Origin of the sequence: Pantoea sp. CTOTU46764, assembly GCF_031974595.1 — a bacterium.
Taxonomy (GTDB): Bacteria; Pseudomonadota; Gammaproteobacteria; order Enterobacterales; family Enterobacteriaceae; genus Pantoea; species Pantoea trifolii.
Genome location: NZ_DALYOQ010000077.1, coordinates 1 through 24,762 on the forward strand (window position 1 = coordinate 1; position 24,762 = coordinate 24,762).

Consider the following 24,762-nt stretch of genomic DNA (forward strand, 5'->3'; position numbering starts at 1 on the left):
CGAGCGAAGTGAAGGTACCGCGTAAGCGGCGCGAGGACCGCCGGACCAAAAGCGCATCTGGCATGCGTTCGTCGCGGACTTAACTAACAAGCGCCATTCATAGCGACCTACTATCAGCCATCGCGCCAGCGTTTAAACACCAGCGAAGTATTAATACCGCCAAACGCAAAATTATTAGATTGAATGTAATCCGTCTCAATCTGGCGTGCTTCGCCGATGATGTAATCAAGTTCACCGCATTCCGCTGCCGGTTGCGACAGATTCAGCGTCGGCGCAAACCAGCCTTCGCGCATCATTTCAATGCTCATCCAGGCTTCCAGCGCCCCGCACGCGCCCAGCGTATGACCAAAGTAGCTTTTCAGCGAAGAGATTGGCGTGCTGTTGCCATAAATCGCCGCGGTGGCTTGGCTTTCGGCGATATCGCCGCGGTCGGTGGCGGTGCCGTGGGCGTTGATATAGCCGATCTGTTCCGCCGTGACACCGGCGGTTCTCAGCGCACGCTCGATACAAATCTGCATGGTTTCACGCTGCGGCTGAGTGATATGCGCGGCGTCGCAGTTGGTGTGAAAACCTACCAGCTCCGCATAAATGGTGGCACCGCGCGCCTGCGCATGTTCCAGCGATTCGAGAATCAAAGTGCCCGCGCCTTCGCCAATCACTAAACCGTCGCGCTGCTGGTCGAACGGTGCGGGCGAGGTGTGTGGCGCGTCGTTGCGCTGGCTGGTGGCGAACAGCGTATCGAACACCGCTGCTTCGGATGGACACAACTCTTCCGCGCCCCCCGCCACCATCACGGTTTGATAACCGTGGCGAATCGCTTCCCACGCATAACCGATCGCCTGGCTGCCCGAGGTACAGGCGCTGGACGTCGGGATCACGCGGCCGCGCAGGCCGAAGAACAGACCCGCATTCACGGCGGTAGTGTGCGGCATCATCTGCACATAAGTGGTGCCGGTGATGTTGTTGGTGTGCTTTTCCGTCAGCATGGTAGCGAACTCACTCACCGGTCCGGTGCTGCCGGTTGAGGAACCATAAGCAATGCCGGTTTCACCATTGGTCAGCACCGGATGGTCGATCAAACCGGCCTGCTCCAGCGCGAGTTCCGTGGCGCGCGTCGCCATCAGTGAAACGCGCCCCATCGAGCGAATGCGTTTGCGCGTGTAATGCGCGGGCGGCGTGAAGTCGTCCACCGGCGCGCCGAGCAGCGTGTGCAAGCCGTCGTAAACCTGCCATTCCGGCATATGACGCACCGCATTTTTGCCCTGTTTGATCCGCTCAGCCACCGCGCTCCAGCGCTCACCAAAAGCGGTCACGCCGCCCATGCCGGTTACCACTACACGCTGAATCACAGCATACCTCCATTGATTGAAATCACCTGACGCGTGACGTAGCCCGCGATGTCCGACATTAAGTAGCTGGCCAGTCCGGCGACTTCCTCTGCCGCGCCCATGCGCTTCATCGGAATCAGCTTCATTGCTTCATCAATCACCAGCGGCTCAAGATCGGTCATGCCGGTATCAATCAAGCCGGGGGCGATGCAGTTCACGGTAATTTTGCGTTTCGCCAGCTCAATCGCCAGCGCTTTGGTGGCACCGATAATACCGGCTTTGGCCGCGCTGTAGTTAACCTGGCCGCGATTGCCCATGATCCCCGATACCGAAGAGAGCGTAATAATGCGTCCGCCCTTGCGCAGGCCAATCATTGGCATCACGCACGGATGAATCACGTTGTAGAAGCTGTCGAGATTGGTGTGGATCACGCTGTCCCACTCATCATCGGTCAGCGCCGGAAATGCCGCATCCCGCGTGATGCCCGCATTGCTTACCACGCCGTAATAGGCGCCGTGCGCGGCAATGTCCTGTTCGAGTGCGTTGCGTGTGGTTTCGCGCTGCGCCACGTCAAACTGCAAGGTGCGCCCACATCCGCCCGCCGCCACCATCTCTGCCAGCGTCTGCGCCGCTCCGGCGCTGTCGCGGTGATAATGCACCACAATTTCAAAGCCATCCTGCGCCAGACGCAGTGCGATGGCGCGGCCAATTCCTTTACTTGCGCCGGTCACTAAAACGCTGCGTGTCATGGCTGAATTCCTTGTTGCAATTGAATTAACTCGTGTTCATTGGGCTGATAGGTATTCAGCCGCCCGCTGGCGATGATTGCGTCGCCGCAGCAGATTTCCCCTTCGAAGCTGCCCAATCTGTCGTCACGCATCAGCAGGCGCATTTCGACGCGCAGCGTGCTGTTGGCGGCGAAAGCGGCGCCGCTGGCACGATAGCCGCGTCCGCCCAGCAGCATACCGGGACGAATCTCACTGTCGCCGCGCTGACGCGCATGAAATCCCGACCAGACACCAACCGTCTGCGCCATGATCTCCACGCCGTACCACGCTGGCAAATCGCCCTGCGGCGTGAGAAACGGCACCAGCACGCCCGTCGCGTTGATGCTGACTTCGCAGATCACGCTGTCGTCCGTCACCTGGATGACGCGATCCAGCAGCAGCATCGGCGCGCGATGCGGCAGATAGGCATCAACCGGCAGAAAATCACTCATGAGGCTTTCCTAGAATCAGGCAGGTATTGTTCCCGCCAAAAGCAAACGAATTTGAAGCAATCACCGGACGCGCCAATGGCTGCGGCGCGGTGATCAAACCGCATTCCGGCAGCGAGATATCACGTGCCAACTGCGAGAAATCCTGCGGCGGCAGCGGCAGATGCTGCTGCAGAATCAGTGCAGCCAAAGCCGCTTCGGTCGCGCCCGCCGCGCCCAGCGTGTGGCCGGTAAGGTGTTTGGTTGAGCTGCACGGCACGCGGTCGCCAAACAGGCGATGAATCACCGCCGATTCCACCTGATCGTTCAGCGGCGTAGCGGTGCCGTGCAGGTTGATGTAGCCGACATCCTGCGGCTGTAAACCCGCCTGTTGCAGCGCCATCAGCATAGCGCCCTCGGCACCGATGCCTTCCGGATGCGGCGCCGACATGTGCCACGCGTCCGAGGATTCACCACAACCGAGCAGCGCCAGCGGCTGCTGTTCGCGCGTCAGCAGCAGCAGCGCGGCAGCTTCGCCAATCGAAATGCCGTCGCGATCGGCGCTGAACGGCGCGCAGTGACGCTCAGAGAGCGAATCCAGGCTGGCGAAGCCGTTAATCGGCATGCGGCTCAGCGAATCCGCGCCGCCCACCAGCGCCACGTCCGCCAATCCGGCATCGATCAAACGTTGGCCGCTGATGATCGCGCGCGCGCTGGAGGAACAGGCAGTCGAAATGGTGTAAGCCGGACCATCCAGTTCTAAATAGTGCGCCAGGAAACGCGACGGATCGCCAAGCTCCTGCATGCGGTAATCGTAGCCCGGCAATGCGTCATCTACCTGACGATCGCCTTCATCGACGCCGGAGGTGCTGGTGCCGAGCACAATCGCCACGCGCTCGCGGCCATATTGCGCGATAGCCGCATCCACTGCCGGGCGTATCTGCGCCAGCGCGGCCAGCAGCAACTGATTGTTGCGGGTGTTATGCGCCGCCAGCGCGGCAGGAATTGGCGGCAACGCGCCCTGCACTTCGCCCAGCCAGCAGCGTTTGCCATCTTGCAGCCAGCCGTCGCGCGGCTGCATGCCCGGCGCTTCACCGGCTTGCAGCTGCGCGGCAATCTGCGCCAGGTTATTGCCCAGCGCATTCACCATGCCAAAGGCGGAGAGGTAGATCATGATGAGGCATCCAGATGTTGGATTTGAATCTGATAGCCAAAGGCGCGTTGGTCGATGCTGATCGGCTCACGCAACTCGCCGCGCTGCAGATAGCGAATCAGCGTCACCACTTTGCCAGAAGGATCGCGCAGCTCGCGTCGATCGTCGATGTCGGTCAACGTCCAGCCACGCGGCAACTGCGGCTGCCATGCGCTGATCGGCCAGTGGCTGAGCATCACATCCGCCAGCACCTGACTGGCGGGCGGCATTTCCGGCAGCGCCATCATCTGCTGCGTGTGAATGCCGTTTTTATCATAGGTGACGCGGAACAGGCGAATGCCAAGCGATGACAAACCGGCGAGGCTCAGCTGTTGCGAATCGGCGCTTAGTAGCACCAGCAGCGACTGGGTTTTGCCTTTGGCGTGGCCGGTCAGCAACTGCTGCTGCTGAAACGCCGGCGAAATGCCTGGCGCTGGCAGCGTGACGCGCACGCCCGGTTTCAGCCACGCGCTTGGTCGGTTGAGGTCGCTCTGATGCTGCGCGCAGCCGCTGACCAGCAGGCTCAACAGCAGCAAAATGCCCATTTTCATCGTTGCTTCCTTTTCCCCGGAGCCAGCGCCAGCGGCGCCAGCAAGAATGCACAAAAAATCCCGCTGCATAGCACGGTACCAAAACCGCTAATAGCCGCAGTGCTGCTGAACACCAGCATGCCGAGCGTTAACAGCGTGGTCATCATTGCCAGCGTCACCGCCAGCATTGAGGTTAACGGCGTACCGCGCGGATTGCTGAAGAACAGCGTGTAGTTGATGCCGATGCCCAGCACCAGAATCAGCGCCAGCAAGGCAAACAGATTGAGGCTCGCGCCGATCCAGCCCAAGGTCGCCAGCGCCGCCGCCAGCGACAGCCACGACGGCAGCGCGCTGCGCAGGCCGGCTTTCACGCCCAGTCGCAGCATGTAGCTGGCGGTAATCAGCAATAACGCCAGCGCCAGCAATCCGCTCAGCAGCGTGCGCGAGAAGCGGAACAGTTCATCATAGCTGGCCTTGCGATCAACCCAGCTAACGCCCGCCTGCTGGGATGCCAGCTGCTGCAGCGCGGCGCTGTTTTTAACGCCGCCGATCGGCACCAGCACGCTGCTGCGTCCGTCCGGCAGCGACAGCCACAGCAGCCGCCAGCCTTCACTTAGCGGGCTCGCCAGCCAGTCAGCTGCGGTCACCGGCATGGCGCTGAGATTGGCATTCGCCACCGTGATGCCCGCCTGCTTTAATCGTTCCAGAATGGTGGGTGCGGCCTGCTGTAGCAGCGCTACATCCTGCTGCTGCTGCGCCAGCGAACTGAGCGGCAGCACGCGATAACTCGCAAGCCAGCCTTGCTGCTGCGCCTGCTGTAGCTGCGGCGCCAGCGCGCTCAGCCGCTGCAGCGCTTGCTGTTCATCATCGCCCCACACCACAAACCAAGTTTGATCGGCCTGCTGACCGGTCAGCTGCGCCAGCTGACGATCCTGCGCTAACAGTTGCGCCGGTGCGCTTTGCAGATGCGCAATATCATCATCGACTTTGAGTTGTAGCATGCCGCTCAGCGCATAGATCGCCACCAGCGCCGGTAAGCCGCGCTTCAGCCCGTTATTGCGCCGCCACGCGGCCAGCCAGCGCGCCAGCCACACCATCGCCGGAATCGGTCGCACCGGTAAACAACGCACCAGCCACGGATAAAAACAGATCACCGTCAGGCAGGAAGCGCTCAATCCGCTGGCAGCATACACCGCCAGCTGGCGCAAGCCGGGGAACGGTGCCAGTAGCATCAGCAGCCAGGCAATCGCTGTGGTGCCGAGCGCCAGCAGCAGCGTGCCGCGTACCTTATGCAAGCTTTGCCACGGCGTGGCCTGCTCGCCGTGCACCATGCGTTCCGTCAGGTAGTAGAGCGTATAATCGGCCGATATGCCGACAATACTGAGACTCATCACTAAGGTGGTGAGATGCAGCTCACCAAAACACAGCAGCGTCAGCACCGTGCCCGCCATCGCGCCAATCGCCACCGACAGTGCGCACAGCGCCAGCGGTCGCAACGAACGGAAAACCAGCCACACCAGCAGCAGCAATCCCGCTAACGTCGCGCTGCCAAGGGTTTCAACATCACGCTGCGCGCGCTGGCTGGCATCGTCACTGAACAGCACCGTGCCGCGCGTCAGCAGCTGCGCATCCGGCCAGCGGGTTTTCAGCTGTTGCTCCAGCTGATTGAGTGCGGTCACCAGCTGATGGCTCTCTTTGATACTGAAAGCATTGCTCGCCAGTTCACCGTGCAGGAAATACCAGCGGCGCTGCTGCGCATCGTTGACCGTCAGCCAACCGTTATGCAGCAGCATTTTGTTGGCACTCTGCTGCAACGCTAATTGCGCGCCGCGCACCAGCAGCAACGGATCGTTGCCGATCTCTTTGCTGCCGACGCCCGCGAAGGCCGAGAACAGCTGCGCCAGTATCCAGTCGGCCTGCGCGCCGCCGCCGTTCTGCAAGCGCGCGCGCGTGGCTGGATCGATCAAACCGTTGCGATGCTGAAACGCATAGGCGCCCCAGCGCTGCATTTGGTCGTCATTCAGCGCGCCGCTGACCTGTTTCAGCATCGGCAAAGCTTGCAGCTGCGCTTGCCACCAGGCCGCGACCGCATCGCCGTTTTGATCGTTGGCGCTCACCAGCCACACCAGTTGACGATCGAGGCGCTGCATAAAGCCGTGCTGGATCTCAGCCGGTGCCTGGCCGAGGTTCTGCTGCGGCAATAACGCCAGCACGCTGCTGTTTAGCTGGCTGCGCGGCAGCAACACCGCCAGCGCCAGCGCTAACGTCAGGCACACCGCCAGCCACAGCAGCGCAACGGTTTTCTCACTGCGCTGGGGCAAAACGGGCTCGCTCTTCATCGGTTAACTGTTTAGGTTCGGTGCGGGTAGCGCTGAGGGTGATCTCGGTTTTGTCGCCCTGCTTGTCATCCAGCGTGATGCGGTTGAGGAAGGTTTCGCCCTGCAGATCGATACGGTTAAAGATCTTATTTAACGGCGCGGCTTTCGGCGTCAGGCCAAGCTGCCAGCGGTTGCTGCCCAGATCGTGGAAATCGAGCGCAAAGTTCTCGCGCAGCACCTTTTCATCCGCCTGGAACAGCGCGCGCAACAGATGGTTGAATTGGAACATCTGCGGATTGCTGTCGGCGGTGATCACCTGCGGTGGCTGGCCGCTCATGCTCTGCACCATGCGCTTATCATCAAGGATCAGCATCAGCGGGAACGGCGTGGCTTGCTGCCACCACAAACCCTGCTGCTGGGCGATCAGCAGCTGACCGCGTGATACCAGCGGCTGCGCCATGCCAGCAATGGTGCGCACCTGAACAAAATTGGCGCGGATCACCGGTTGGCTGGCGAAGCGCTGTTGCAGCTGCTCGAGCGTAACCGCGCTGGCGTTGGCACAGATCACCAGCAGCAGCAGACAAAGGATTCTGATCACGGTTTCACTCCCAGGCGTTCAAAAAGAATATCGGGCGAGACAAAACACATCTCCTGCGTGGTCGCATTTACCGCCACCTGCAGCGTGTGGGCTTTGGTGGTCACCTGCCCCGCCGCGTTGCGGATCACATATTCGATGCGTAAACGGTTTTCGTATTCGCTGATACTGGCGGCGACGCGCACCACCTCTTCGCAGCGCAGTGGCTGGCGGTATTTTACGTGGGTATCCACCACCGGCCAGACGTAGCCGCTGGCGGCCATTTCGCTGTAGCTGTAATTGACGCTGCGCAGCAAGGCTTCGCGCGCCACTTCAAAAAAGCGGAAATAGTTGCCGTGCCACACCACGCCCATCGGATCGCAGTCGTGAAACGACACGGTAATGTCCACCTCAGCGCGGTAGATGCGTTCACTCATCGCGGCTTTTCTCCTCGGGCAACGTCCAGAAATCGTAAAAGTTAAACCAGTCCAGCGGCGCCATCAGCGCGTGCTGTTGTAGCCGTTCCGCATAACGATCGACCGTGGCCTGCAACGCCTGCTGGCGCTGCGCGCGCGGCAGCGAGAGCGGATCGGCAAAGGCTTCGCAATGCACCCGCAACCGGCCCTGTTCACGCAGGGCAAACATCAGCAGCACCGGACAGCGTAACGCCGCCGCCAGCACAAACGGTCCCTGCGGAAACGGCGCGCGCTGGCCCATAAACTCGCTCCACACCACGCGACGTTCGCCGCCGCGCTGGCGATGCACGGCGGTGCGATCGCCAACAATCGCCACCCATTCGCCGGCATCCAGTTTTTGCTGCAGCAGAATGGCGGTATCCGGACCGATATCGGTGACCGGCATCAGATTCACGCCCGCCTGTGGCGCAATGCTCTCCAGCACCTCGCGGAAGCGCTGCGCATTGTCGGTAAACACCAGCGCATTAATCACTAATCCGCTGACCTGTTTAGCCATCGCGCGGCAGGCTTCGATATCACCGAGATGTGAAGCGAGAATCAAATGGCCTTTGCCTTCGGCGGCGCGAATGGTGGCTTCGGCACCGGGCGCGAAATCGATGTCGCGTCCCCATTGCAGATCGCCGCGCCAACTGGCGACTTTATCCAGCATGCTGTAACCGAAACGCAGGAAGTGACGATAGCTGTTGAGCGGCGCAGGCAGCGCGATATTCTGCTGTTGCGCCACCACCTGCACGCGCGTCAGCCACTGCTGCGAAGCGGCGCGCGCAGTGCGTCCAGTTAGCCAGTAAACCGCCACCACCGGCCACAGCAGTAAGATAAAGGGTAAGCGCCCAGCACGACGATAGAGCCACAGCATAAAGCGCAAACCGCTCTGCCCGCGCCTTTCCGGCGTCGCCGACCAGTGCTGCGCATCGCCACGCTGGCGCAGCAACAGCGGGATGCGCGGCAACATGCCGAAGAACAGCCGCGTGTGCATCCATGAGATGCGCAGGTTGTCACGCAGCGCGTCAAAGTGCGACACGCCGCTGGCCGGATAGGTCACGCGGGTGGTGATAAAACGGCTCGGCGTGCCCTGCCAATAGAGACGCACCATGATTTCGGTATCGAAATCCATGCGCTGACCAATCGGGCGTCGATTGCACAACGCCAGCGACGGTGCGAGCGGATAGACGCGGAAGCCGCACATGCTGTCTTTCAGCGAAAACGACAGCGTTTCCACCCACACCCAGAAATGGGTGATGTAGCGGCCATACAGGCGCGATTTGGGAATCGAGGCGTCATAAAGTGGCTGACCGGAGATCAGGCAGTGCGGATAACGCTGCGCTTCGGCTAGCATACGCGGCGTATCTTCCACCTGATGTTGACCATCGGCATCCAGCTGCAGCGCGTGGCTATAACCCGCCGCCGCCGCCGCGCGCAGGCCGGCAATCACCGCCGCGCCTTTGCCCTGATTATGCGGCAGCGTCAGCACCTGCAACTGTGGCGCATCCAGCGCTGCAATCTGCTGTTTGGTGATGGCATCGCTGCCGTCATCCACCAGAATCACCGGCAAGTTAAATGGTGCCAGCCGCGCCAGCACCGACGCCAGCATCGCGCCGTGGTTATAGCAGGGAATCAGTACGCAGGGCGTGAAGTCAGGGCTTAACACAGGCGGATCTTCCCGCTGCTGGCGATCGTTGCCACGTCGCCGTTGATCAGGCTGTAGCTGAAACTGAGCAGCGATTTATCTGCCTGCCACTGCAGCTGTAATTGCAGTTCGGCATCCGGCGGCACCGGCTGCTGGAACTTAATATTGTCGATGGCAGCAAAGGATTTCCCGACAGCTAACCGCGTCAGGCCATAATGCAGCGCCCAGTCAAGTTGCGCCACACCGGGCAGAATCGGCAGCGTTGGGAAATGGCCGCGAAACCAAAACAGATCGGCGGCAACGTGCAGGCGCAATGTCAGTGCATCGCCCTGCTGTTCGGCATGCAGTTCAACCGGCAACATCAAACAACTCCTCAATTTGTGGCCAGGCGCGTTTACTCTGTGCGGTGACAGGAATGGTTGTCACCACGCGCCAGTAGCGCGGCATCGCCACCGGATCCAGCCAGGATTGCAGCGCGCGTTTCCACTCAATTTTTAGCTGATGCAGCGCCGCCGCATCCAGCATCTCAGGTAGCGCCAGCACCACGCCAATCGCGTGACGACCGTGACGCTGAATCGCCAGCGCGGCGGCATCGTCCACACCGGGCAGCGCCAGCAGGCGGCGTTCAATCTCACTTAGCGAGACGCGCTTATCCTCAATCTTCACCACGCGATCCTGCCTCCCCGCCAGCTGAAACTGCCCGGACGGCTGCTGCACGATACGATCGTCGAGCGCGCAACCGGCATCGGTTTCCAGCAAAGCGGAAAACACCCGCCAGCGTCCAGCTTCCTGCTCACGCAACGTAATCTGCGGGAAACAGTGCCACAGCGCATTCTCCTCGCGGGCGCAGCGCCAGCCGATCACGCCGGTTTCGGTGCTGCCATAAATTTCATCAACCGTGCAGCTCAGCGCCTGTTGCGCATGCTGCGCCGCCGTCCACGGCAATGCGCCACCGGCGGAGACGATCAGCTCACAGCGCGGCCCGGCCAGCGCCGGGTCGAGACGACGCAAAAACGCTGGGCTGCTAATAAACGCGTAGCGACGATCGGGTGATTGATCGGCCAGCTGTTCGCTGTAGAAAATTTGCTGCGCGGCGAAGGGTAAACCCAGCGCCATCGGCAACACGATGCGAAAACTCAGGCCATACAGATGCTGATGGCTGACGGAGGCAATCACATGGCAATCACGTAAGCGTGCGCCCCACAAGGTGTTGAGCCAGCGAGCTTCAAGATCCAGCGCGCGCAGCGATTTCACCACGCGACGCGGCGTGCCAGTTGAACCGGACGTGAACAGCACCAGCGAGGCATCGGCGGCGATCGGCGGTAATGCGTCGCTCACCAGCGCGTCGTCCCAGCGCAACTGCGGCAGCGAGACCGCCAGCGGCATATCGCTGATCACGCCATCGAGGCTGTCGGCCATCTCTTCCAACTGGGCCGCGCGACTGTGTCCGGGGATCACCGGCGTTTTACCGGCATGCCACAGCGCCAGCAGCGCGGCGGTGAAGGCATAGCTGTTATCAAAGCACAGCGCCCAATATTGGCCGGGTTGGTTTTGCAGCCGATCGACCAGCGCCTGCACCTGTTGACGCAAAGTGTGCAGCGTATATTGCTGTTGGCCGTGCCAGGCCACCATGCGATCCGGCGCGCTGAGCCAGTCGCGAAGGCTATGTAGGTTCATGCCTGTTTCCTTATGCGCTGACGCAGCAGCCATTCGCCGCCCATCAGCGTGCCCATCAGCAAATAGCTGATGCACCCGTTCCAGAGTGTCCAAAGCGTGACATCATTGAGCAGGCAGGTGAGCAACGCCACGCTGCCGTTGAAGATGAAAAAGCCGCACCACACTTGCGTCACGCGGCGGGTATAACGCACCGCGCGCGGTGGCAGATCCGGTTCGCGCAGCCGCGCCAGCCGCTCTACCAGCGGCATGGGGCTCCACAATGACGCGCCAAACAGCAGCAGCATCAGCGCATTGACCACCAGCGGATACCACAACAGCAGATGTTGCGATCGCAGCAGCAGGCTGGCGAGACATAACGCGCTGCCGACCAGTGCCAGCAGCAGCATCACGCGCGCCATCGGCGCGGCGGCACGGCGCAGCGTCCAGACACGCAGCACAAACAGCAGCGTCAGCAGAGCAGTCACACCGCGCCACTGTGGCTGGGTGATGGTCAACCACACCAGAAACGGCCACGCCATTAGCGCCACGCCGTTTAGCAGCCGCAGCAGCATACGATCAGGCTTCGTCGCGCATCAGTTGGTCGACGGCATCCACCACGTCCTGCACGGTACGCACCGCGCGGAAGGTTTCCGGTTTGATTTTGCGGCCGGTACGCTTTTGCAGGTGCACCACCATATCCACCGCATCGATGCTATCCAGCTCGAGGTCTTCATACAGGCGGGCGTCCGGACGAATATCGTCTGGCTCAATTTCAAACAGCGAGGTGAGCAGCGAAGCCACTTCCTGGTAAATTTCGTCTTTGTTCATCATGTTGGCTGTTCTCAGGCTTGCTGTTGTTCAACAAACGCGGCCAGGGTAGCCACGGAAAAAAAGTGCGCGCGCAGCGTTTCACTCTCGGCTGAGAGCTGTACGCCGAAGCGATTTTTCACCGCCAGTCCCAGCTCCAGCGCATCGATTGAATCGAGGCCCAGCCCCTCGCCAAACAGCGGCGCGTCGGTTTCGATGTCGTCAGGGCTGATATCTTCCAGATTCAGCGTGTCGATAATCATCTGTTTGATGTCGTTAATCAGTACTTGCATAACTTAGTTAGTCTCGTCAGGCACCAGCGCCTGTTGCAGATGACGCGTCAGACGACGTGCGGCCAGCGGCTGCGCATCCTCTTCGGCTTCACTAAAGGCGTGGCTGGCAATACGCGATTGTACGCGTACAGTAAAAATCGGTTTAACCAGCGGAATCTGATACCAGCGGCTTTGCTTATCGAGCATACGCTCGGTGCAGCTGATGTGTACCACGCGCAGATCGCAGCCAGCGCGCACCGCAATGTTGGCGGCACCGCGTTGTAATTTCAGCGGCTCGCCATAACGGGTGCGCGTACCTTCAGGGAAAATCAGGATGGTATCGCCGCGCGCCAGCCGCTGTTGGCTGTCTGGCAGCAGCGTATCGGCTTCGCTGTTAATCAGGTAATCGGCGGCGCGAATCACGCCACGGAAGAAAATGTTGTGCTGCAGCTCGGCTTTTACCAGGCAATCCATCTCCGGCAGCACCGACGCGATCATCACGTAATCGATCAATGACGGATGGTTGGCGACGATCAGGCAGCCGCGATCCTGACGCAGCTGTTCTGCGCCAATGATCTGGTAATCGTACACGCCGACGAAACGGCAGAAACGCAGGAAGCAGCGGAAGCTCCACGCGATGCTGCTGCGGGCGATGTGGCGACGACGCAGGCCATCGCGCTGCACCAGTAACAGCAGATTAAACCCGATCAGCGACAGCAACAGGCCGCCGACGCTGAACAGCGTGAAGCTGACGGCGGTCATCACCAGCCGCCAGTAATAGTTGAAACCAGGACGCGCCTGCGCCAGCGAATTATCCACCATGCTGATGCTCCCAGTGCCACTGATGACGTTCGCCAGCCACGCTAAAACCTGGCGTGTTGTGCAGCATCGCCGCCAGGAATTGCAGACTTTGCGGCAGAACGTTGTGCGTGTCGGCGGGTTTGCCCGCTTGCGCTTCGCAGCGCCACGCCTCGCCCGCGCGCAGCAGCAGCGCCACCGCGTAGGGCGCATTAAAGCGATCGATTTCCGGTAGCCACGGGCGATAGTAATCCGGCACTACGCCGTCAAAATCCACCAGCAGCACCTGCGCGTAACCCGCCTGATGCAGCGTTGCCACTTCAATCAATCCTTGCTGGAAGCTATCGATACCGGCCGAAATCGAGGATGAAACCAGCGGCTGACGCGCAGCGATGGTCAAACTGCCTACTGCAGAGTTGTGGACCGACATGGCGAAATCGGTCGGCGACAGCGCCTGCTGTTCCGCCAGCGCGGTGAGAATGCGCAGATTACGTTCCAGTTCGCCGTGGCGACTGGTGAAGACGATGGCGTCCACGCTTTGCCGCGCCAATAGCGCCAGCCCGCACTCAACCGCCGCACGGCTGCCTGGGCTGAGACGACGCGCGGTCATCATCGGCAAAAATTGGGGTTTCGCAATAGGTTGCGTGGCATCTAACGCCGGTGCCTGTTGCGCCCAACGTTGCCACTCTTCTGCGGTGCTGTTGCCCGGCGCAATGGCATGCCAGTCAACAAGGGAGTAAGCGAGTTTCATACCTGTATTCTTTCTTCAGCCTCAGGGATGGTCAGATTTACGCTGCGCGGCATCCCTTCCTTGCTCTCAATACCCGTCATCCCATGCGGATGTCGCCGATTAACAAGGCGGGCACATGGCCCGCCTGTTTCTATTTCGGCAGCGTGTCGGCTAACTTTACAACATTATGTCAGCAATCACGCTTCGCGCTTATTTAGCGGCTTCAACCGCCAGACGCGTTTGAATACCCTGGCTCAGGTTCTGAATCCAGCGGTTGTAATTACGGTGAATTTGACCGCTACCGGCTTTCAGATTCTGACTGCTAACATACTGGATTTGGTAGCTGTTCGCGGTGTAGTTCACGCGAATATCTGCGGTATGTCCGCGCTCAGCCAGGTGACCATTCATCACGCCAGGACTCGCTGGCGTCATCACCCAATGGTTAGCGGCACCCGCCTGGATGATTGCCTGCTTCATTTGATCATCCGAGTAGCTCTGACCCACGGTCTGGCTCACATTCTGGATAGGCGCGGTACGTGGCGCGCAGCCGGTTAACAGGACCGCAGAGACTAACAAAGCAAAACCGATTTTCTTATTCATCATTTCCTTTTCTTCCCCTGTCTTTGCAAGCCGCCTCAGTGAGCGACTGCGCTGGTAAACTTACCAACACTGTTCCGTTCAGACTGTGTAAAGCGGGCGGATAATAACATTATTTGTAAAGACAAGTAAAAAGAAGCATGAATCACTTAAGAATCGTTTATCGCCGACTTAAAACCAGACGCAGGCCGTTTTACGGCTGAATTTCTACCGAAAAATGGCCTTGTCGCATGATGTTTAACCCTGCCAGCCGCCACCGAGCGAACGATAAAGATCGATTTGCGCTAACAGCAGCGTATTTTTCACTGACACGATATTCAGCTGAGTGCTGAACAGCGTGCGCTGGGCGTCGAGCTCATCGAGATAGGAGGCGTAACCGTTTTGATAGCGGTTATGCGCAATGCGATACGCTTCCGCCACATAACCTTCCTGCTTCTGCAACTCTTCAAGCTGCTCCTGACTGCGGCGAATGGCATCCAGCGCGTTATCCACATCGGAGAACGCATTGCGCACCACTTTCTCATAGCCGTAGAGCGCCTGATTGCGCGTTGCCATCGCCACATCAACCTGAGCAGTCAGCGCTTCGCGATTCAGCAGCGGTGCCAGAATGCTGCCGCCGATGCTCCACAAACGGAACGGATTATCCAACAACTGATGCAGTTCACCGCTTTGCAAGGTGCCGCTGGCGGTGAGATTGAGCGACGGCAACATTTTGGCCTGGGATGACGCCAGTGACGCGTCGGCGGCCAGCAGCTGGCGCTGCGCCTGCACGATATCCGGCCGGCGATTCAGCAACTGCGACGGCAGCAGCGATGGCAAGGTTTGCGGTTTGATATGGTCGAACTGGCTACTGCGCGCAATTTCGCGCGGGTTCATGCCCACCAGCACGCTGAGCGCATTCTCCTGCTGCTCGATCTGATGCTGCAACTGCGGGATCTGCGCTTTAGCGGTTTGATATTCTGAGGCGGCCTGCATCCATTCGAGACGCGAGGTGTAGCCGGTTTCAAACTGGCGCTGCGCCAGGTTGAGCGAGTTTTCGCGCGTGGCTAACGTGGCTTCTGTGACGCGTAACTGCTCATCAAGTGCGCATAAGCTGAGATAGCCCGATGCCACCGAACTGGCGACGGTGAGCTCAGCGGCAGACGCGGCGGCACGCTGCGCATCCAGCGAAGCTTGCGCAGCGCGAATGCTGTTGCTACGGCTGCCCCACAAATCCACCTCATAGTTGGCCTGCAGCAACCCCTGAAACACCGCGTTTTCATAGGGCTGACCGGTCGCCGCCGACAGCGCACGTTGATGCGTAGCCGCAACGCCCGCCGACAGCGTCGGGAAATTATCGCCCTGCGCGGCACGTAATTCGGCACGGTATTGATCCACGCGTGAACGTGCCGTGAGAATATCGCTATTGTGCTGCAACGCCTGCGTGACGAGGCGATTAAGATCGGCATCGCCAAAGTTCTGCCACCACTGCGCTTCCGGCAGCGCATGCGGGCCAACCTGCTGACGCCAGCTATCGGGAATCGGCAACGATGACGGCGCTTTATCCACTTCCGTCGCACAGCCGCCCACCATTAATGCCACGCACATGGCTAACAGTAAGCGCTTCATGGCGCATCCTTGTGCGGTTCAGCGGCGGTATCAATGCTCACTTCCACCGACATGCCAGGACGCAGCGCGTGCAGATCGTCGTCAAGAATTTTGATGCGCACCGGAATACGCTGGGCAATTTTCACAAAGTTGCCGGTGGCGTTATCCGGCGAGATAGCGCTGAATTCGGAACCGGCGGCAGGCGAGATAAACTCGACGCGGCCATCGTAATGCCTTCCGTCTAACGCATCGACGCGGATGTTCACCGGTAAGCCGGGACGCACGTGCGCCAGCTGGGTTTCTTTGAAATTGGCGATGATCCATTTATTTTCCGGCACCACCGAAGTCAAACGCGTGCCAGCAGTAACATAAGTGCCTTTACGCACCGACAGCTGACCAAGCTGGCCACTGTCCGGCGCGATGATGCGTGTATTCGCCAGGTCGATGTTTGCCAGCTCTAAAGCCGCCTGCGCACTGGCGACATCGCCTTGCAGTGAAGCCTTGTTTACCACCACGGTTTGCAGATTCTGTTGTGAAACGGCGACCTGCGCATCCGCCTGACGCAACTGCGCCTGCGCCTGGGCATTCGCCGCGCGCGCCGCGTCACGTTCACGTACCGACAGCGAGCCGTCAGCCGCCAGATTCTCTACACGCTTGAGATCGAGGCTACTTTTCAGCGCCTGCGCTTTGGCATTTTCCAGCGCGGCTTTGTTACTGAGAATATTGGCTTCGGCACTTTTACGCTGCTGCTGGTTATTGTTCTGCGCAGCGATTTTCATATCCAGCTGCGCCTGCGCCTGATGCACGCGCTGACGGTAAATACGATCGTCGATGGTCATCAGCAGCTGGCCTTTGGTCACCGGCTGCAAATCCACCACGTTAACCTCGGTCAGATAGCCATTCACCTGCGGGCTAATAAAGGTCACCTGGCCGCGCACGTAGGCGTTTTCTGTCGACTGAACGGTGCTGGTGAACGGCCACAGCTGCCAGGCATACAGAATCACCAGCACGCCGACGATAACAATGCCGCTGCCGGCGGCGATGGAAAGAATGCGTCGGCGGTTGGTGCGCTCGCGCTCTGCCGCCTGAATGTCGTCCTGTTGGCTCATGAATTCTCCGTCGGGGTTACTGGTTGTGCCGCATTCATTTTGGTCTGACGCCAGTTGATATAGCGTAAACGCGTCAGGCGATACAACACCCAGATTAAGGTGATGAAGGCCAGCGCGGCGGTAAGAAGATAGGTGTCGTTATAGGCCAGCACGTTAGCTTGCAGTGTTGCCACCGTTTGCAGCTGGCTGCTGCTTTGCGCGCTGAGTAGCACGCTATCCGGCAACTGGCTGCTAAACAGCGAGCTGTACTGGCTGAGGCGTTCGGTGACGTTGGGATCGAGCTGCGACAGCTGATCGCCCAACAAGCTGGAGTGATACTTTTCGCGCCACGTCTGGAACGTGCCGAGAATGGCCGCGCCGATCAAACCGCCTAAGTTCTGGCTCATGCCAAACAGCACCGAGAAACTCACCAGGTTTTTCGGCTGCGTCACCACGCCGCCAATCCCCAGCAGCATGGCGGGCCCGAGGAAGAAGGCGCTGCCAAAGCCGAGTAAAAACTGACTAAAGTAGAGATTGTTGGCACGCGTCAGCGGGCTGGATTGCGCATCCATGAGTGAGGCGACGATCATCACCACCAGCGACGCGACAATCGGCCAGCTCAGATGCGTAGGTTTGATGGTTAACGCGCTGGCGATCATGCCGCAAATTACCCCGGCGATGATCGCTAACGCCAGACCGCGCATCTGATCGTTGAGTAAGCCCAACTGCTGCAGGAAACCCACCGCACCGGTGTTTTGTTCAGCCAGCAGAATACGCATCATGATCATCACAATGCCGAGCCGCACAATCATGCCGTTGCTTAGCCAACGCGTGTTGATCAACGGATTCTTGCGATTGTGCTCGACGACGATCGCCGCCACGATCAATACCAGCGCCAGCGCCAATGCCACACCGAGCCACGGCGTGCTAAACCACCATTCGATGCGTCCCAGCGACAGCACCGCACACAACAGCGCCATGCCCGGCGCCATCAGCATGAAGGTGAGGAAATCCATTTTTTCAAACGCTTTGATGCGGTCGCCGGGCGGCAGTTTCACCACCAGCACGCAGCCCAGCGAGATCAGCGCCAGACCGAGTTCAAACAGGTACAAACCGCGCCACTCTTGCAGCTGCAGTAGTTCAGTGGAGAACAATCGTGCCAGCGGAATCGCCAGCTGCGACGCAGTGATACCGATCACCAACGCTTTAAGCCGATGCTTCGCGGGCCACGCCTGAATCTGGTAATAGATGCCGAGCGAACTCAGCGCCGCACCAACCATGCCGTGCGCGGTGCGCACAATGATGGCCGAGCTGAGATCGTTGGCCAGCAGGTGGAAAAACGCCACGATCACATACAGCACCAGAAACGCTTCGGTGAACAGCCGCAGACCAAACTGCTGGCGGAACTTCACCAACAACAGGTTGATGGAGATGTTGCCCATCACATACACCGCAGGCAGCCAGGCGATTTCATTGCTATAGGCGCCAAAAGTGCCTTGCAGATTGGTGAGGTTGGCAGATACCAACGCGTTACTCAGCGCACCGGTAAGGGAGATCAGTAAGCCGATGATGCCAAACGCGATGCGCTTCGAGGGCGAATGCAGCGGCGTTGAGGGCGAGCCCGGCAGCATCGGCTTTTCATGTGGCAGCCATTCGCGTGGGGCATAAGGATTACGTTTCGCCACGGTTAAACACTTCCCAGACGCGCCAGCAGTTGTTTCAGCACCTGTTCCGTTATCGCCAGCGATTCGGGATCGATATCCGCCAGCAACTGCGCACGTAGCGCATCGGCCTGGGTTTTCACTTCGGCAAAGGCCACGCTGCCTTGTTCTGTCAGAATCAGCAGGCGCTTACGGCGATCTTCCGGCGGCTGCACGCGCGCCAACAGCTGTTGCTTCACCAGGCGATCGACCAAGGGCACGACGCTGGCCTCTTCAAGACCGAGCAATTGCGCCAGGGCTTTTTGCGTTGGCGGCTCGGCGGCGGTAGCCACGCTGGCAATCGCCATCCAGCTGCTCATACTTAATCCGCTCTCTTTGAGGCGACGATCAACGGCCAAACGCCACGCGTGCGCGGTGAGATGCAGCAAACGAGAAAAGGGTTGCGGATAGTCGCTCAAAACGTAGTGGCCTAATGGTTAGGTATCTAACTAAACGGGAGCGTTATTATAGGCGAAGCCGCTCACCAATGAAAACCTCGCTTACATCAGAAAACGTAGTGGGCACGGCAAAAAATCTCCAGCTTTCTGTATCAGTTGTACAACTCGCGCAAATTTCTGCTGTTCCTGCATAGGTTTGTATAGATTTCAGAAAACATTACAAATTATAAGTCATTGTTAAATATGAATTAGCACAAATTGCTTAAGATACTAGTTGTACAAGTTGCTTCAGATTGTATAAGTTTACATCCCGCGAGCCAGCTGATGGCTCCGTAACGAATGATGCACTTTGCGTCGCCTCTGAAGGTGTTGTGGATTTCCACCTTCAGAGGTGTCTTTTTGCGTTGGTTGATGAGTTGGGTGGTGCGCGCCTGTCCGCGTGCACGTTTTTTCATCATGGAGCTGGAGGCACATTGCCATCAGGCCGATCTTAAGGGCTTCACATATGCAAAACGCCGCAAACAGTAGCGCTGCCATCGCTGACTACTTCAAACTGGCCGGAAACAGCGACAGCAGTGAGATGGAAGTTTTCGGGCAGATCATCGCCGAAATCCTGCAAGCCGGTATGCCGGTTTCCAATAAAGCGATTATTGCATCGCTTATTAACCGTCTTGAGATGGAAAGCGATGTGATTCAGCTGGATATTTATCGCCACCTGCTAGAATTGGTTGTCAATAAAACACCTGACGATCTCGCGGTCTAAAGCCGGATTCCAGGGATGGAATCACCCTCACCTGTCCCAACGCGCTAGCGTCTTACCTTATTGCCCGGTAACATCCTCTCTCGAAAATTCTAACTGGTTACTGCCGTACCGCGACGGTATGCGCACAATAATAAAAGAGCCTGCACAATCTATGAGCCAACCAACTGAGCGCGCCACTGCGGTGGAGAGCGATATCACCGTGGGGCGCGTATTACGTTCGCCTGCCCTGCTAACCCGCGAGTGTCTGGCCGGCATTATTACCGCGCTGGCGCTGATCCCTGAAGTGATCTCCTTCTCCGTGATTGCCGGTGTCGATCCCAAAGTCAGCCTTGTGGCCTCGGTGGTGCTGTGCCTGACGCTGTCGATTCTCGGCGGCCGCCCGGCGATGGTTACCGCTGCAGCCGGTTCGGTGGCGCTGGTGATCGGCCCGATGGTGCATGCGCACGGCGTCGAATACATTCTGCCCGCCGTGATTATGGGCGGCGTTATCCAGATTATTTTTGGACTCGCTGGACTGTCGCGCATGATGCGCTATATCCCGCGCTCGGTAATGATCGGCTTCGTCAACGCCCTCGGCATCCTGATCTTCTTTGCGCAAGTCCCGCACGTTTGGGGCCAGTCCGCTTTGGTATGGGCACTGTTCGGCGTCACGCTGGCGATTGTGCTGCTGCTGCCGAAAGTGCTGAAAAGCGTCCCATCACCGCTGGTCGCGATTGTGGTGGTGACGGCTGTCGCGTTGCTGCTCGGCTATCGTGTACCAAATGTCGGCGATGAAGGGCCAATGACTGCTGGTCTGCCTGGCTTCACCACCTTATTGGTGCCAATCAATCTGCACACGCTGCAAATCATCTGGCCAACCGCCTTGAGCATCGCCTTTGTTGGCCTGATGGAATCGCTGCTGACCGCCAAACTGGTGGATGACATCACTGATACGCCTTCCGGTAAACGCCGCGAATCCTGGGCGCTCGGCGTTGGCAATATTCTGGCGGGCTTTTATGGCGGCATCGCCGGTTGCGCGATGATTGGTCAAACCATCGTTAACGTCGAGCTGGGCAAAGCACGTACGCGTATTTCGACTATCGCGGCGGGTATCGTGCTGCTGTTATTAGTGACCGGACTGAGCCAGATTATGGCGCAGATCTCAATGGTGGTGCTGGCGGGTATTATGATGGTAGTGGCAGTGAAAACCGTGAACTGGCATAGCCTGCAACCGGCAACGCTGAAACGCATGCCGTGGTCTGAAACCTTGGTGATGGTGCTGACGGTGGCGGTCACCGTGTGGACCGGCAACCTGGCGATTGGCGTACTGGTTGGTGTGATTCTGGCAATGATGCTGTTTGCGCGTCGCATCGCTCATGTAATTCACGCAGAACGCCACTTGAGCGACGACGGTGAACAGGTCAATTACACCGTGCGCGGCCCGCTGTTCTTCGGTAGCAGCAATGATTTATTTGAGCACTTCAATTACGGCCACGATCCTAAAGCTGTCACTATCGATTTAACCCATGCGCAGATTTGGGACGCGTCAAGTGTGGCGGCCCTCGATGCCATCGAATATCGCTATCAGCGCCACGGTGCGAAAGTCACCTTTATTGGGCTGGATGACCGCAGCAGCGATTTCCGCGAGCGGCTGAGTGGGAACTTGAGTTAGAGATATCTCCTCATCCTTGTCAGTTAAGGCGTGCAACCAGTACCAGCTTTAACACGTATCGTAGCGGCGCAATTGATCGCGTGATTAATCGCGCCGCTACGGAAAGTGCTGTGCTTAGCGGTACTCTCTAATCGAAGAAAATTTTGCCAACAATTGTCCGGTTTACCGGGACAATTGTGATGTCAGCCTGCTAATAAGCGATGGTTAAATGGTCAGTGTTAACAATTACGTTTTTACCATTAACTGTAACCAAAGAACTTTCACCAATACCTGTAAAGATCACATCACCGCGAAAGTATAACTGACTCATATTTCCTGTAAGATATCTTGCCATATCTAATTCCGCACCATTAATAGAATATATAGCATTCTCTTTCCTTACGCCTATCATTCCCATCGTAGTATCAATAAGTGACGTAGTTAGTCCTGAAAGCATAAAAAAAAGGAAGATAACTACTGCGGCGATGGAGACCACATGGAAATTACGTTTTTCTTTCTTAACTCGTCGATCTAAATAAACGTTAGGGATTATTGCTATAAATAGAGTAGTAATACCAATTGATATCATTATTGATGGCAGTGAAACTCCATGATCGGTAACTAGCTTATACACACACAACATTGTGATAATGGCAATGATAAAATGCGCCGAAAAGGCATTTATGATGTGCAATTTATTTGCAACCAACTCATATTTCCTTACGTAATTTTTAATTTTCTTATTAAAAGGATTCAGCCGAACAACAATGAGTTTAACTAAACTTAACAGAAGATAAATAAATACACTTGATACTGAATACCAGCCTAAGAGAAAAAAGCAGAGAATCAGTGAAAATGAGGCACTTATAGAGAGAAAGAAGATAATTTCTGATAAAGATACTTTTGATGGGAAAAACCTCACCTCAAGACAGTACATCATGAAAATGAACACCCCGAGGCCTGTAGCTATGAAATATGCATTTTTAGCCATATTAAGGGTAAAATATTTTCTCCAACGCTCCATAAATAATATCCTTTATTGAAAAAATAAAAATTTACACATCCCAATAAGATCAAACATCCACAACTAACATTAATGTAGCATTATATAAATAAGTAACGCTACTTGAGATAAAAAATGAAATTTGATTAATTTAAATGTAACACGTTAACAACTAATTGATTTTATTTTAAATCATTACTTAATAAGCACCGCTTAAATACGCATTAGTTATTGCTTCTTCAGATTAGTACTAAAAATGGATTTTAGATTTTTTTGAAATTATTAATGCGCTTCGCTTGCGTAATCTGCTGTCACTGCCTTTGCTTACCTCATGATCAATTCTTTGAGCTCTTTGAGATTGGTTACTCAATCGCTCATTTGTGAGGAGCAGCAGATGAAAGTTTTAGCAAAAGCAGTATTGGTGACGTTAACGATGGTCTCGCTTTTCGGTTGTATGCATAAAAGTGACGCGGTCGGCGACGATGGGCGTCCACATGCGCCAAGTAACCAACCAGTGCCAGGCGCCAGCGAAGGTGCGGGTCCTGTTGGACAACCACAATCTTAATGGCTTTCCACGTTTTGCTGCTTGAATATGATTACTAAAACTGCGGAGAATGTTACTCCACATTCTCCGCATACCTAAGTTATTTACTGACTCGTCCACTTTGATAATTTGGATGTGACTATGATTTTTTAGTCAATATGTCACGCAGGTTATTCCTGACTAACTTCGCTTTCTAATTTTGCTCGCTTAAAGTTATCGTCATCTTTAACAAATTCATAGCAGTCCATAATCACGCCAGATATGCGCAATATATCGCTTGGTTCATTAATAGTTAACCGTTTCCCATCAAACTCTAACCGAGCCCTTTTAATCTCATTTTTTTGCAGATCATTAAGCTCAATAGGGAAGTTAACGTAGGAGCTTTTTTTATCGTAGAAACGTATTATCCATCTTGTTGTCTTACCTTCAAATAGAATTCCAAAATAAGACTCTGTATCTTTATATTTGATATCAGCTTCGCTTCCCACAATGCTTTTTACTTTCTCAAACATATCAAGTTCGATAGCTGTGGTTATGATGTTGGGATTGTCTGGATCGATTATGTTTTCAGGCTGCTTCGCTTGCACTACTGGAAGCTCGTCTTCTACTTCCTCCGTAGCAAGCTCTTTCTTCGATGTGGAAAGACCCGATACAACCATGTCACTTACAGATTTCTCAACAGCCAGCTTAACTAAAGGCGTTATCGAATCTAAAAATCTTTGATTTAACTGCCGCTCAATATTTGATCTTGAAGCAACATACCTGACAAATTCGCTATCGACATCCCTTAGACTCGCTCTGATAGTTTTAGTAAAAGCACTTAAATATACACTCTCTTCGGCAAGTGTTCTTAATGCTTCTGGTTTAAATTTGTCGTAACGGAATCTAAAAAGTTGCTGAATATCTGAGTCAGATAAGGAATCGATTTTAATAGTAAGAAAGGGTTTATGATCCATGATGTTTTTCTGTTTTAGATCGGTGAAAAAACGCCATTCTTTACCATTTGTTATTGCCGAAACTGTCACTTCAGGAGTTGAATTGAAATACCTTGAAAGTTGAGGGCAATGATTTTCAATCTGTTCGTTGAATCCCTTCGCTTCGATAAACATCACCGGAACGCCCTGGCAAAAGAGAGCATAATCCACTCGCTCATTAGCCTTAACACCGACAAAGTCTGCGTAATATTCCGCTTTAACTTTTGTAGGATCATAAGGTGTAAAGCCAAGAATATCTAAAAGAGGCATTATCAGAGCTTGCTTTGTTGTCTCTTCAGTCGTACAGAATTGGCCCATCGTTGCTACATGATTTGCGTGTGAAGCTAATTTTGCAGTAAAGTTTTCCACCCTAACTCCTTGGTAGTCATGTCGAATATGATTAAACAAAACGTTACAAATCGAAACATTACACTCAAGAAACGCGGTTTTCAATGTTACAGATGCCAATTTCCATAAGTTAAGAAAAATTATGAATGAATACGCATTTGTAGCCTCATTTGCGACGATATGGCCAGGGATGTGTTTTGAGTCAGCAAGAAGTGATTTTGAGAGAGAAAGGATATCGCAGCATTACAGTTTGCAGGAAGATTCACGTAAAGACAGATACACAAAAACAAAAAAACCGCCCTTGGGCGGTTACGACATTACTGCATATTGCTTTGATTTTATTTGGTTTTTAACAACTTAAAATATGGTGCCCGGGGCGGGACTTGAACCCGCACAGCCATAAGCCGAGGGATTTTAAATCCCTTGTGTCTACCGATTTCACCACCCGGGCAGGGTGTAAATTGGAGGCGCGTCCCGGAGTCGAACCGAGGTAGACGGATTTGCAATCCGTTGCATGGCCACTCTGCCAACGCGCCTTTAATCTGATATGTAATCCGTTGAATACGAATTACTAAATTTGGAGCGGGAAACGAGACTCGAACTCGCGACCCCGACCTTGGCAAGGTC

At 56.2% G+C, this 24,762-nt stretch carries 27 protein-coding genes and 2 tRNA genes; 4 read left to right on the forward strand and 25 right to left on the reverse strand.

The features are described from left to right. Positions 1 to 113: 113 nt before the first annotated feature. From RTM06_RS19540 to RTM06_RS19640, 21 genes are all read right to left on the reverse strand, one after another. Positions 114 to 1,349, reverse strand: coding sequence for a beta-ketoacyl-ACP synthase (locus RTM06_RS19540; protein ID WP_312184397.1), 1,236 nt, complete (start codon positions 1,347 to 1,349; stop codon positions 114 to 116). After that, a complete protein-coding gene (locus RTM06_RS19545) occupies positions 1,346 to 2,077 on the reverse strand; it encodes a 3-ketoacyl-ACP reductase FabG2 (protein WP_312184399.1) in 732 nt (243 codons plus the stop codon). The genes RTM06_RS19540 and RTM06_RS19545 overlap by 4 nt, the downstream gene beginning before the upstream one ends. Then, the gene (locus tag RTM06_RS19550; RefSeq protein ID WP_312184401.1) at positions 2,074 to 2,547 is read right to left on the reverse strand and encodes a hotdog family protein; all 474 of its coding nucleotides are present in this window, start codon (positions 2,545 to 2,547) and stop codon (positions 2,074 to 2,076) included. The genes RTM06_RS19545 and RTM06_RS19550 overlap by 4 nt, the downstream gene beginning before the upstream one ends. Further along, entirely contained in the window at positions 2,540 to 3,697 is a 1,158-nt protein-coding gene (locus RTM06_RS19555; RefSeq protein ID WP_312184403.1) for a beta-ketoacyl-[acyl-carrier-protein] synthase family protein, read from the reverse strand. The genes RTM06_RS19550 and RTM06_RS19555 overlap by 8 nt, the downstream gene beginning before the upstream one ends. Next, positions 3,694 to 4,266 carry a DUF3261 domain-containing protein gene (locus RTM06_RS19560; protein WP_154192213.1) on the reverse strand — a complete coding sequence of 191 codons (573 nt, stop codon included), beginning with the start codon at positions 4,264 to 4,266 and terminating at the stop codon, positions 3,694 to 3,696. Before RTM06_RS19560 ends, RTM06_RS19555 begins: the two co-directional genes overlap by 4 nt. Further along, complete coding sequence (locus RTM06_RS19565; protein WP_312184406.1) at positions 4,263 to 6,584, reverse strand: MMPL family transporter; 2,322 nt, start codon at positions 6,582 to 6,584, stop codon at positions 4,263 to 4,265. Before RTM06_RS19565 ends, RTM06_RS19560 begins: the two co-directional genes overlap by 4 nt. Beyond that, positions 6,550 to 7,158 (reverse strand): outer membrane lipoprotein carrier protein LolA, encoded by a 609-nt coding sequence (locus tag RTM06_RS19570; protein ID WP_409455820.1) that lies wholly within the window; start codon positions 7,156 to 7,158, stop codon positions 6,550 to 6,552. The genes RTM06_RS19565 and RTM06_RS19570 overlap by 35 nt, the downstream gene beginning before the upstream one ends. Further along, positions 7,158 to 7,574 (reverse strand): thioesterase family protein, encoded by a 417-nt coding sequence (locus RTM06_RS19575; RefSeq protein ID WP_312184410.1) that lies wholly within the window; start codon positions 7,572 to 7,574, stop codon positions 7,158 to 7,160. Before RTM06_RS19575 ends, RTM06_RS19570 begins: the two co-directional genes overlap by 1 nt. After that, positions 7,567 to 9,261, reverse strand: a complete 1,695-nt coding sequence (locus tag RTM06_RS19580) for a glycosyltransferase (protein ID WP_312184412.1) — start codon at positions 9,259 to 9,261, stop codon at positions 7,567 to 7,569. Before RTM06_RS19580 ends, RTM06_RS19575 begins: the two co-directional genes overlap by 8 nt. Further along, complete coding sequence (locus RTM06_RS19585; RefSeq protein WP_008102287.1) at positions 9,255 to 9,602, reverse strand: beta-hydroxyacyl-ACP dehydratase; 348 nt, start codon at positions 9,600 to 9,602, stop codon at positions 9,255 to 9,257. Before RTM06_RS19585 ends, RTM06_RS19580 begins: the two co-directional genes overlap by 7 nt. After that, positions 9,589 to 10,917 (reverse strand): AMP-binding protein, encoded by a 1,329-nt coding sequence (locus RTM06_RS19590; protein WP_312184414.1) that lies wholly within the window; start codon positions 10,915 to 10,917, stop codon positions 9,589 to 9,591. Before RTM06_RS19590 ends, RTM06_RS19585 begins: the two co-directional genes overlap by 14 nt. Further along, positions 10,914 to 11,468, reverse strand: coding sequence for a hypothetical protein (locus RTM06_RS19595; RefSeq protein ID WP_312184416.1), 555 nt, complete (start codon positions 11,466 to 11,468; stop codon positions 10,914 to 10,916). Before RTM06_RS19595 ends, RTM06_RS19590 begins: the two co-directional genes overlap by 4 nt. A 4-nt stretch (positions 11,469 to 11,472) precedes the next feature. Continuing rightward, positions 11,473 to 11,727, reverse strand: coding sequence for an acyl carrier protein (locus tag RTM06_RS19600; RefSeq protein WP_256696156.1), 255 nt, complete (start codon positions 11,725 to 11,727; stop codon positions 11,473 to 11,475). Positions 11,728 to 11,738: 11 nt separating this feature from the next. Continuing rightward, complete coding sequence (locus RTM06_RS19605) at positions 11,739 to 11,996, reverse strand: phosphopantetheine-binding protein (RefSeq protein WP_007887282.1); 258 nt, start codon at positions 11,994 to 11,996, stop codon at positions 11,739 to 11,741. Between the two features lie 3 nt (positions 11,997 to 11,999). Further along, positions 12,000 to 12,797, reverse strand: coding sequence for a lysophospholipid acyltransferase family protein (locus RTM06_RS19610; RefSeq protein ID WP_312184418.1), 798 nt, complete (start codon positions 12,795 to 12,797; stop codon positions 12,000 to 12,002). Next, entirely contained in the window at positions 12,787 to 13,524 is a 738-nt protein-coding gene (locus RTM06_RS19615; protein ID WP_312184420.1) for a beta-ketoacyl synthase chain length factor, read from the reverse strand. Before RTM06_RS19615 ends, RTM06_RS19610 begins: the two co-directional genes overlap by 11 nt. A gap of 189 nt (positions 13,525 to 13,713) precedes the next feature. Next, positions 13,714 to 14,103 carry a hypothetical protein gene (locus tag RTM06_RS19620; protein ID WP_312184434.1) on the reverse strand — a complete coding sequence of 130 codons (390 nt, stop codon included), beginning with the start codon at positions 14,101 to 14,103 and terminating at the stop codon, positions 13,714 to 13,716. A 234-nt stretch (positions 14,104 to 14,337) separates the two neighbouring features. Next, positions 14,338 to 15,708: an efflux transporter outer membrane subunit gene (locus RTM06_RS19625; RefSeq protein ID WP_312184422.1), complete on the reverse strand. Its 1,371-nt coding sequence runs from the start codon at positions 15,706 to 15,708 to the stop codon at positions 14,338 to 14,340. Then, a complete protein-coding gene (locus RTM06_RS19630; protein ID WP_293796061.1) occupies positions 15,705 to 16,796 on the reverse strand; it encodes an HlyD family secretion protein in 1,092 nt (363 codons plus the stop codon). The genes RTM06_RS19625 and RTM06_RS19630 overlap by 4 nt, the downstream gene beginning before the upstream one ends. Beyond that, positions 16,793 to 18,460: an MFS transporter gene (locus RTM06_RS19635; protein ID WP_256696151.1), complete on the reverse strand. Its 1,668-nt coding sequence runs from the start codon at positions 18,458 to 18,460 to the stop codon at positions 16,793 to 16,795. The genes RTM06_RS19630 and RTM06_RS19635 overlap by 4 nt, the downstream gene beginning before the upstream one ends. A 2-nt stretch (positions 18,461 to 18,462) precedes the next feature. Continuing rightward, positions 18,463 to 18,894: a MarR family winged helix-turn-helix transcriptional regulator gene (locus RTM06_RS19640; RefSeq protein ID WP_008102308.1), complete on the reverse strand. Its 432-nt coding sequence runs from the start codon at positions 18,892 to 18,894 to the stop codon at positions 18,463 to 18,465. Between the two features lie 484 nt (positions 18,895 to 19,378). On the opposite strand from RTM06_RS19640, the gene RTM06_RS19645 reads away from it, so the two are divergent. Together RTM06_RS19645 and RTM06_RS19650 are read left to right on the forward strand one after the other, a co-directional pair. Next, on the forward strand, positions 19,379 to 19,636 hold the full coding sequence (locus RTM06_RS19645; protein ID WP_008102310.1) for a biofilm/acid-resistance regulator YmgB/AriR: 258 nt from the start codon (positions 19,379 to 19,381) through the stop codon (positions 19,634 to 19,636). Between the two features lie 151 nt (positions 19,637 to 19,787). Continuing rightward, positions 19,788 to 21,287, forward strand: a complete 1,500-nt coding sequence (locus RTM06_RS19650) for a SulP family inorganic anion transporter (RefSeq protein WP_312184427.1) — start codon at positions 19,788 to 19,790, stop codon at positions 21,285 to 21,287. Between the two features lie 190 nt (positions 21,288 to 21,477). Here RTM06_RS19650 and RTM06_RS19655 read toward each other — a convergent pair whose 3' ends face one another. Continuing rightward, entirely contained in the window at positions 21,478 to 22,290 is an 813-nt protein-coding gene (locus RTM06_RS19655; protein ID WP_312184429.1) for a hypothetical protein, read from the reverse strand. A 373-nt stretch (positions 22,291 to 22,663) separates the two neighbouring features. Between RTM06_RS19655 and RTM06_RS19660 the strand changes: the two genes are divergently transcribed. After that, positions 22,664 to 22,834 carry a hypothetical protein gene (locus RTM06_RS19660; protein ID WP_256696146.1) on the forward strand — a complete coding sequence of 57 codons (171 nt, stop codon included), beginning with the start codon at positions 22,664 to 22,666 and terminating at the stop codon, positions 22,832 to 22,834. A gap of 149 nt (positions 22,835 to 22,983) precedes the next feature. Here RTM06_RS19660 and RTM06_RS19665 read toward each other — a convergent pair whose 3' ends face one another. Next, positions 22,984 to 24,156, reverse strand: a complete 1,173-nt coding sequence (locus tag RTM06_RS19665) for a type I restriction endonuclease (RefSeq protein WP_256696145.1) — start codon at positions 24,154 to 24,156, stop codon at positions 22,984 to 22,986. A gap of 176 nt (positions 24,157 to 24,332) precedes the next feature. Between RTM06_RS19665 and RTM06_RS19670 the strand changes: the two genes are divergently transcribed. Continuing rightward, complete coding sequence (locus RTM06_RS19670; protein WP_312184432.1) at positions 24,333 to 24,488, forward strand: hypothetical protein; 156 nt, start codon at positions 24,333 to 24,335, stop codon at positions 24,486 to 24,488. Positions 24,489 to 24,500: 12 nt separating this feature from the next. Here the strand turns inward: RTM06_RS19670 and RTM06_RS19675 are convergent. Both RTM06_RS19675 and RTM06_RS19680 read right to left on the reverse strand, forming a co-directional pair. Next, positions 24,501 to 24,586 (reverse strand) — tRNA-Leu (locus RTM06_RS19675). Between the two features lie 11 nt (positions 24,587 to 24,597). Beyond that, positions 24,598 to 24,671, reverse strand: a tRNA-Cys gene (locus tag RTM06_RS19680). Between the last annotated feature and the right edge of the window lie 91 nt (positions 24,672 to 24,762).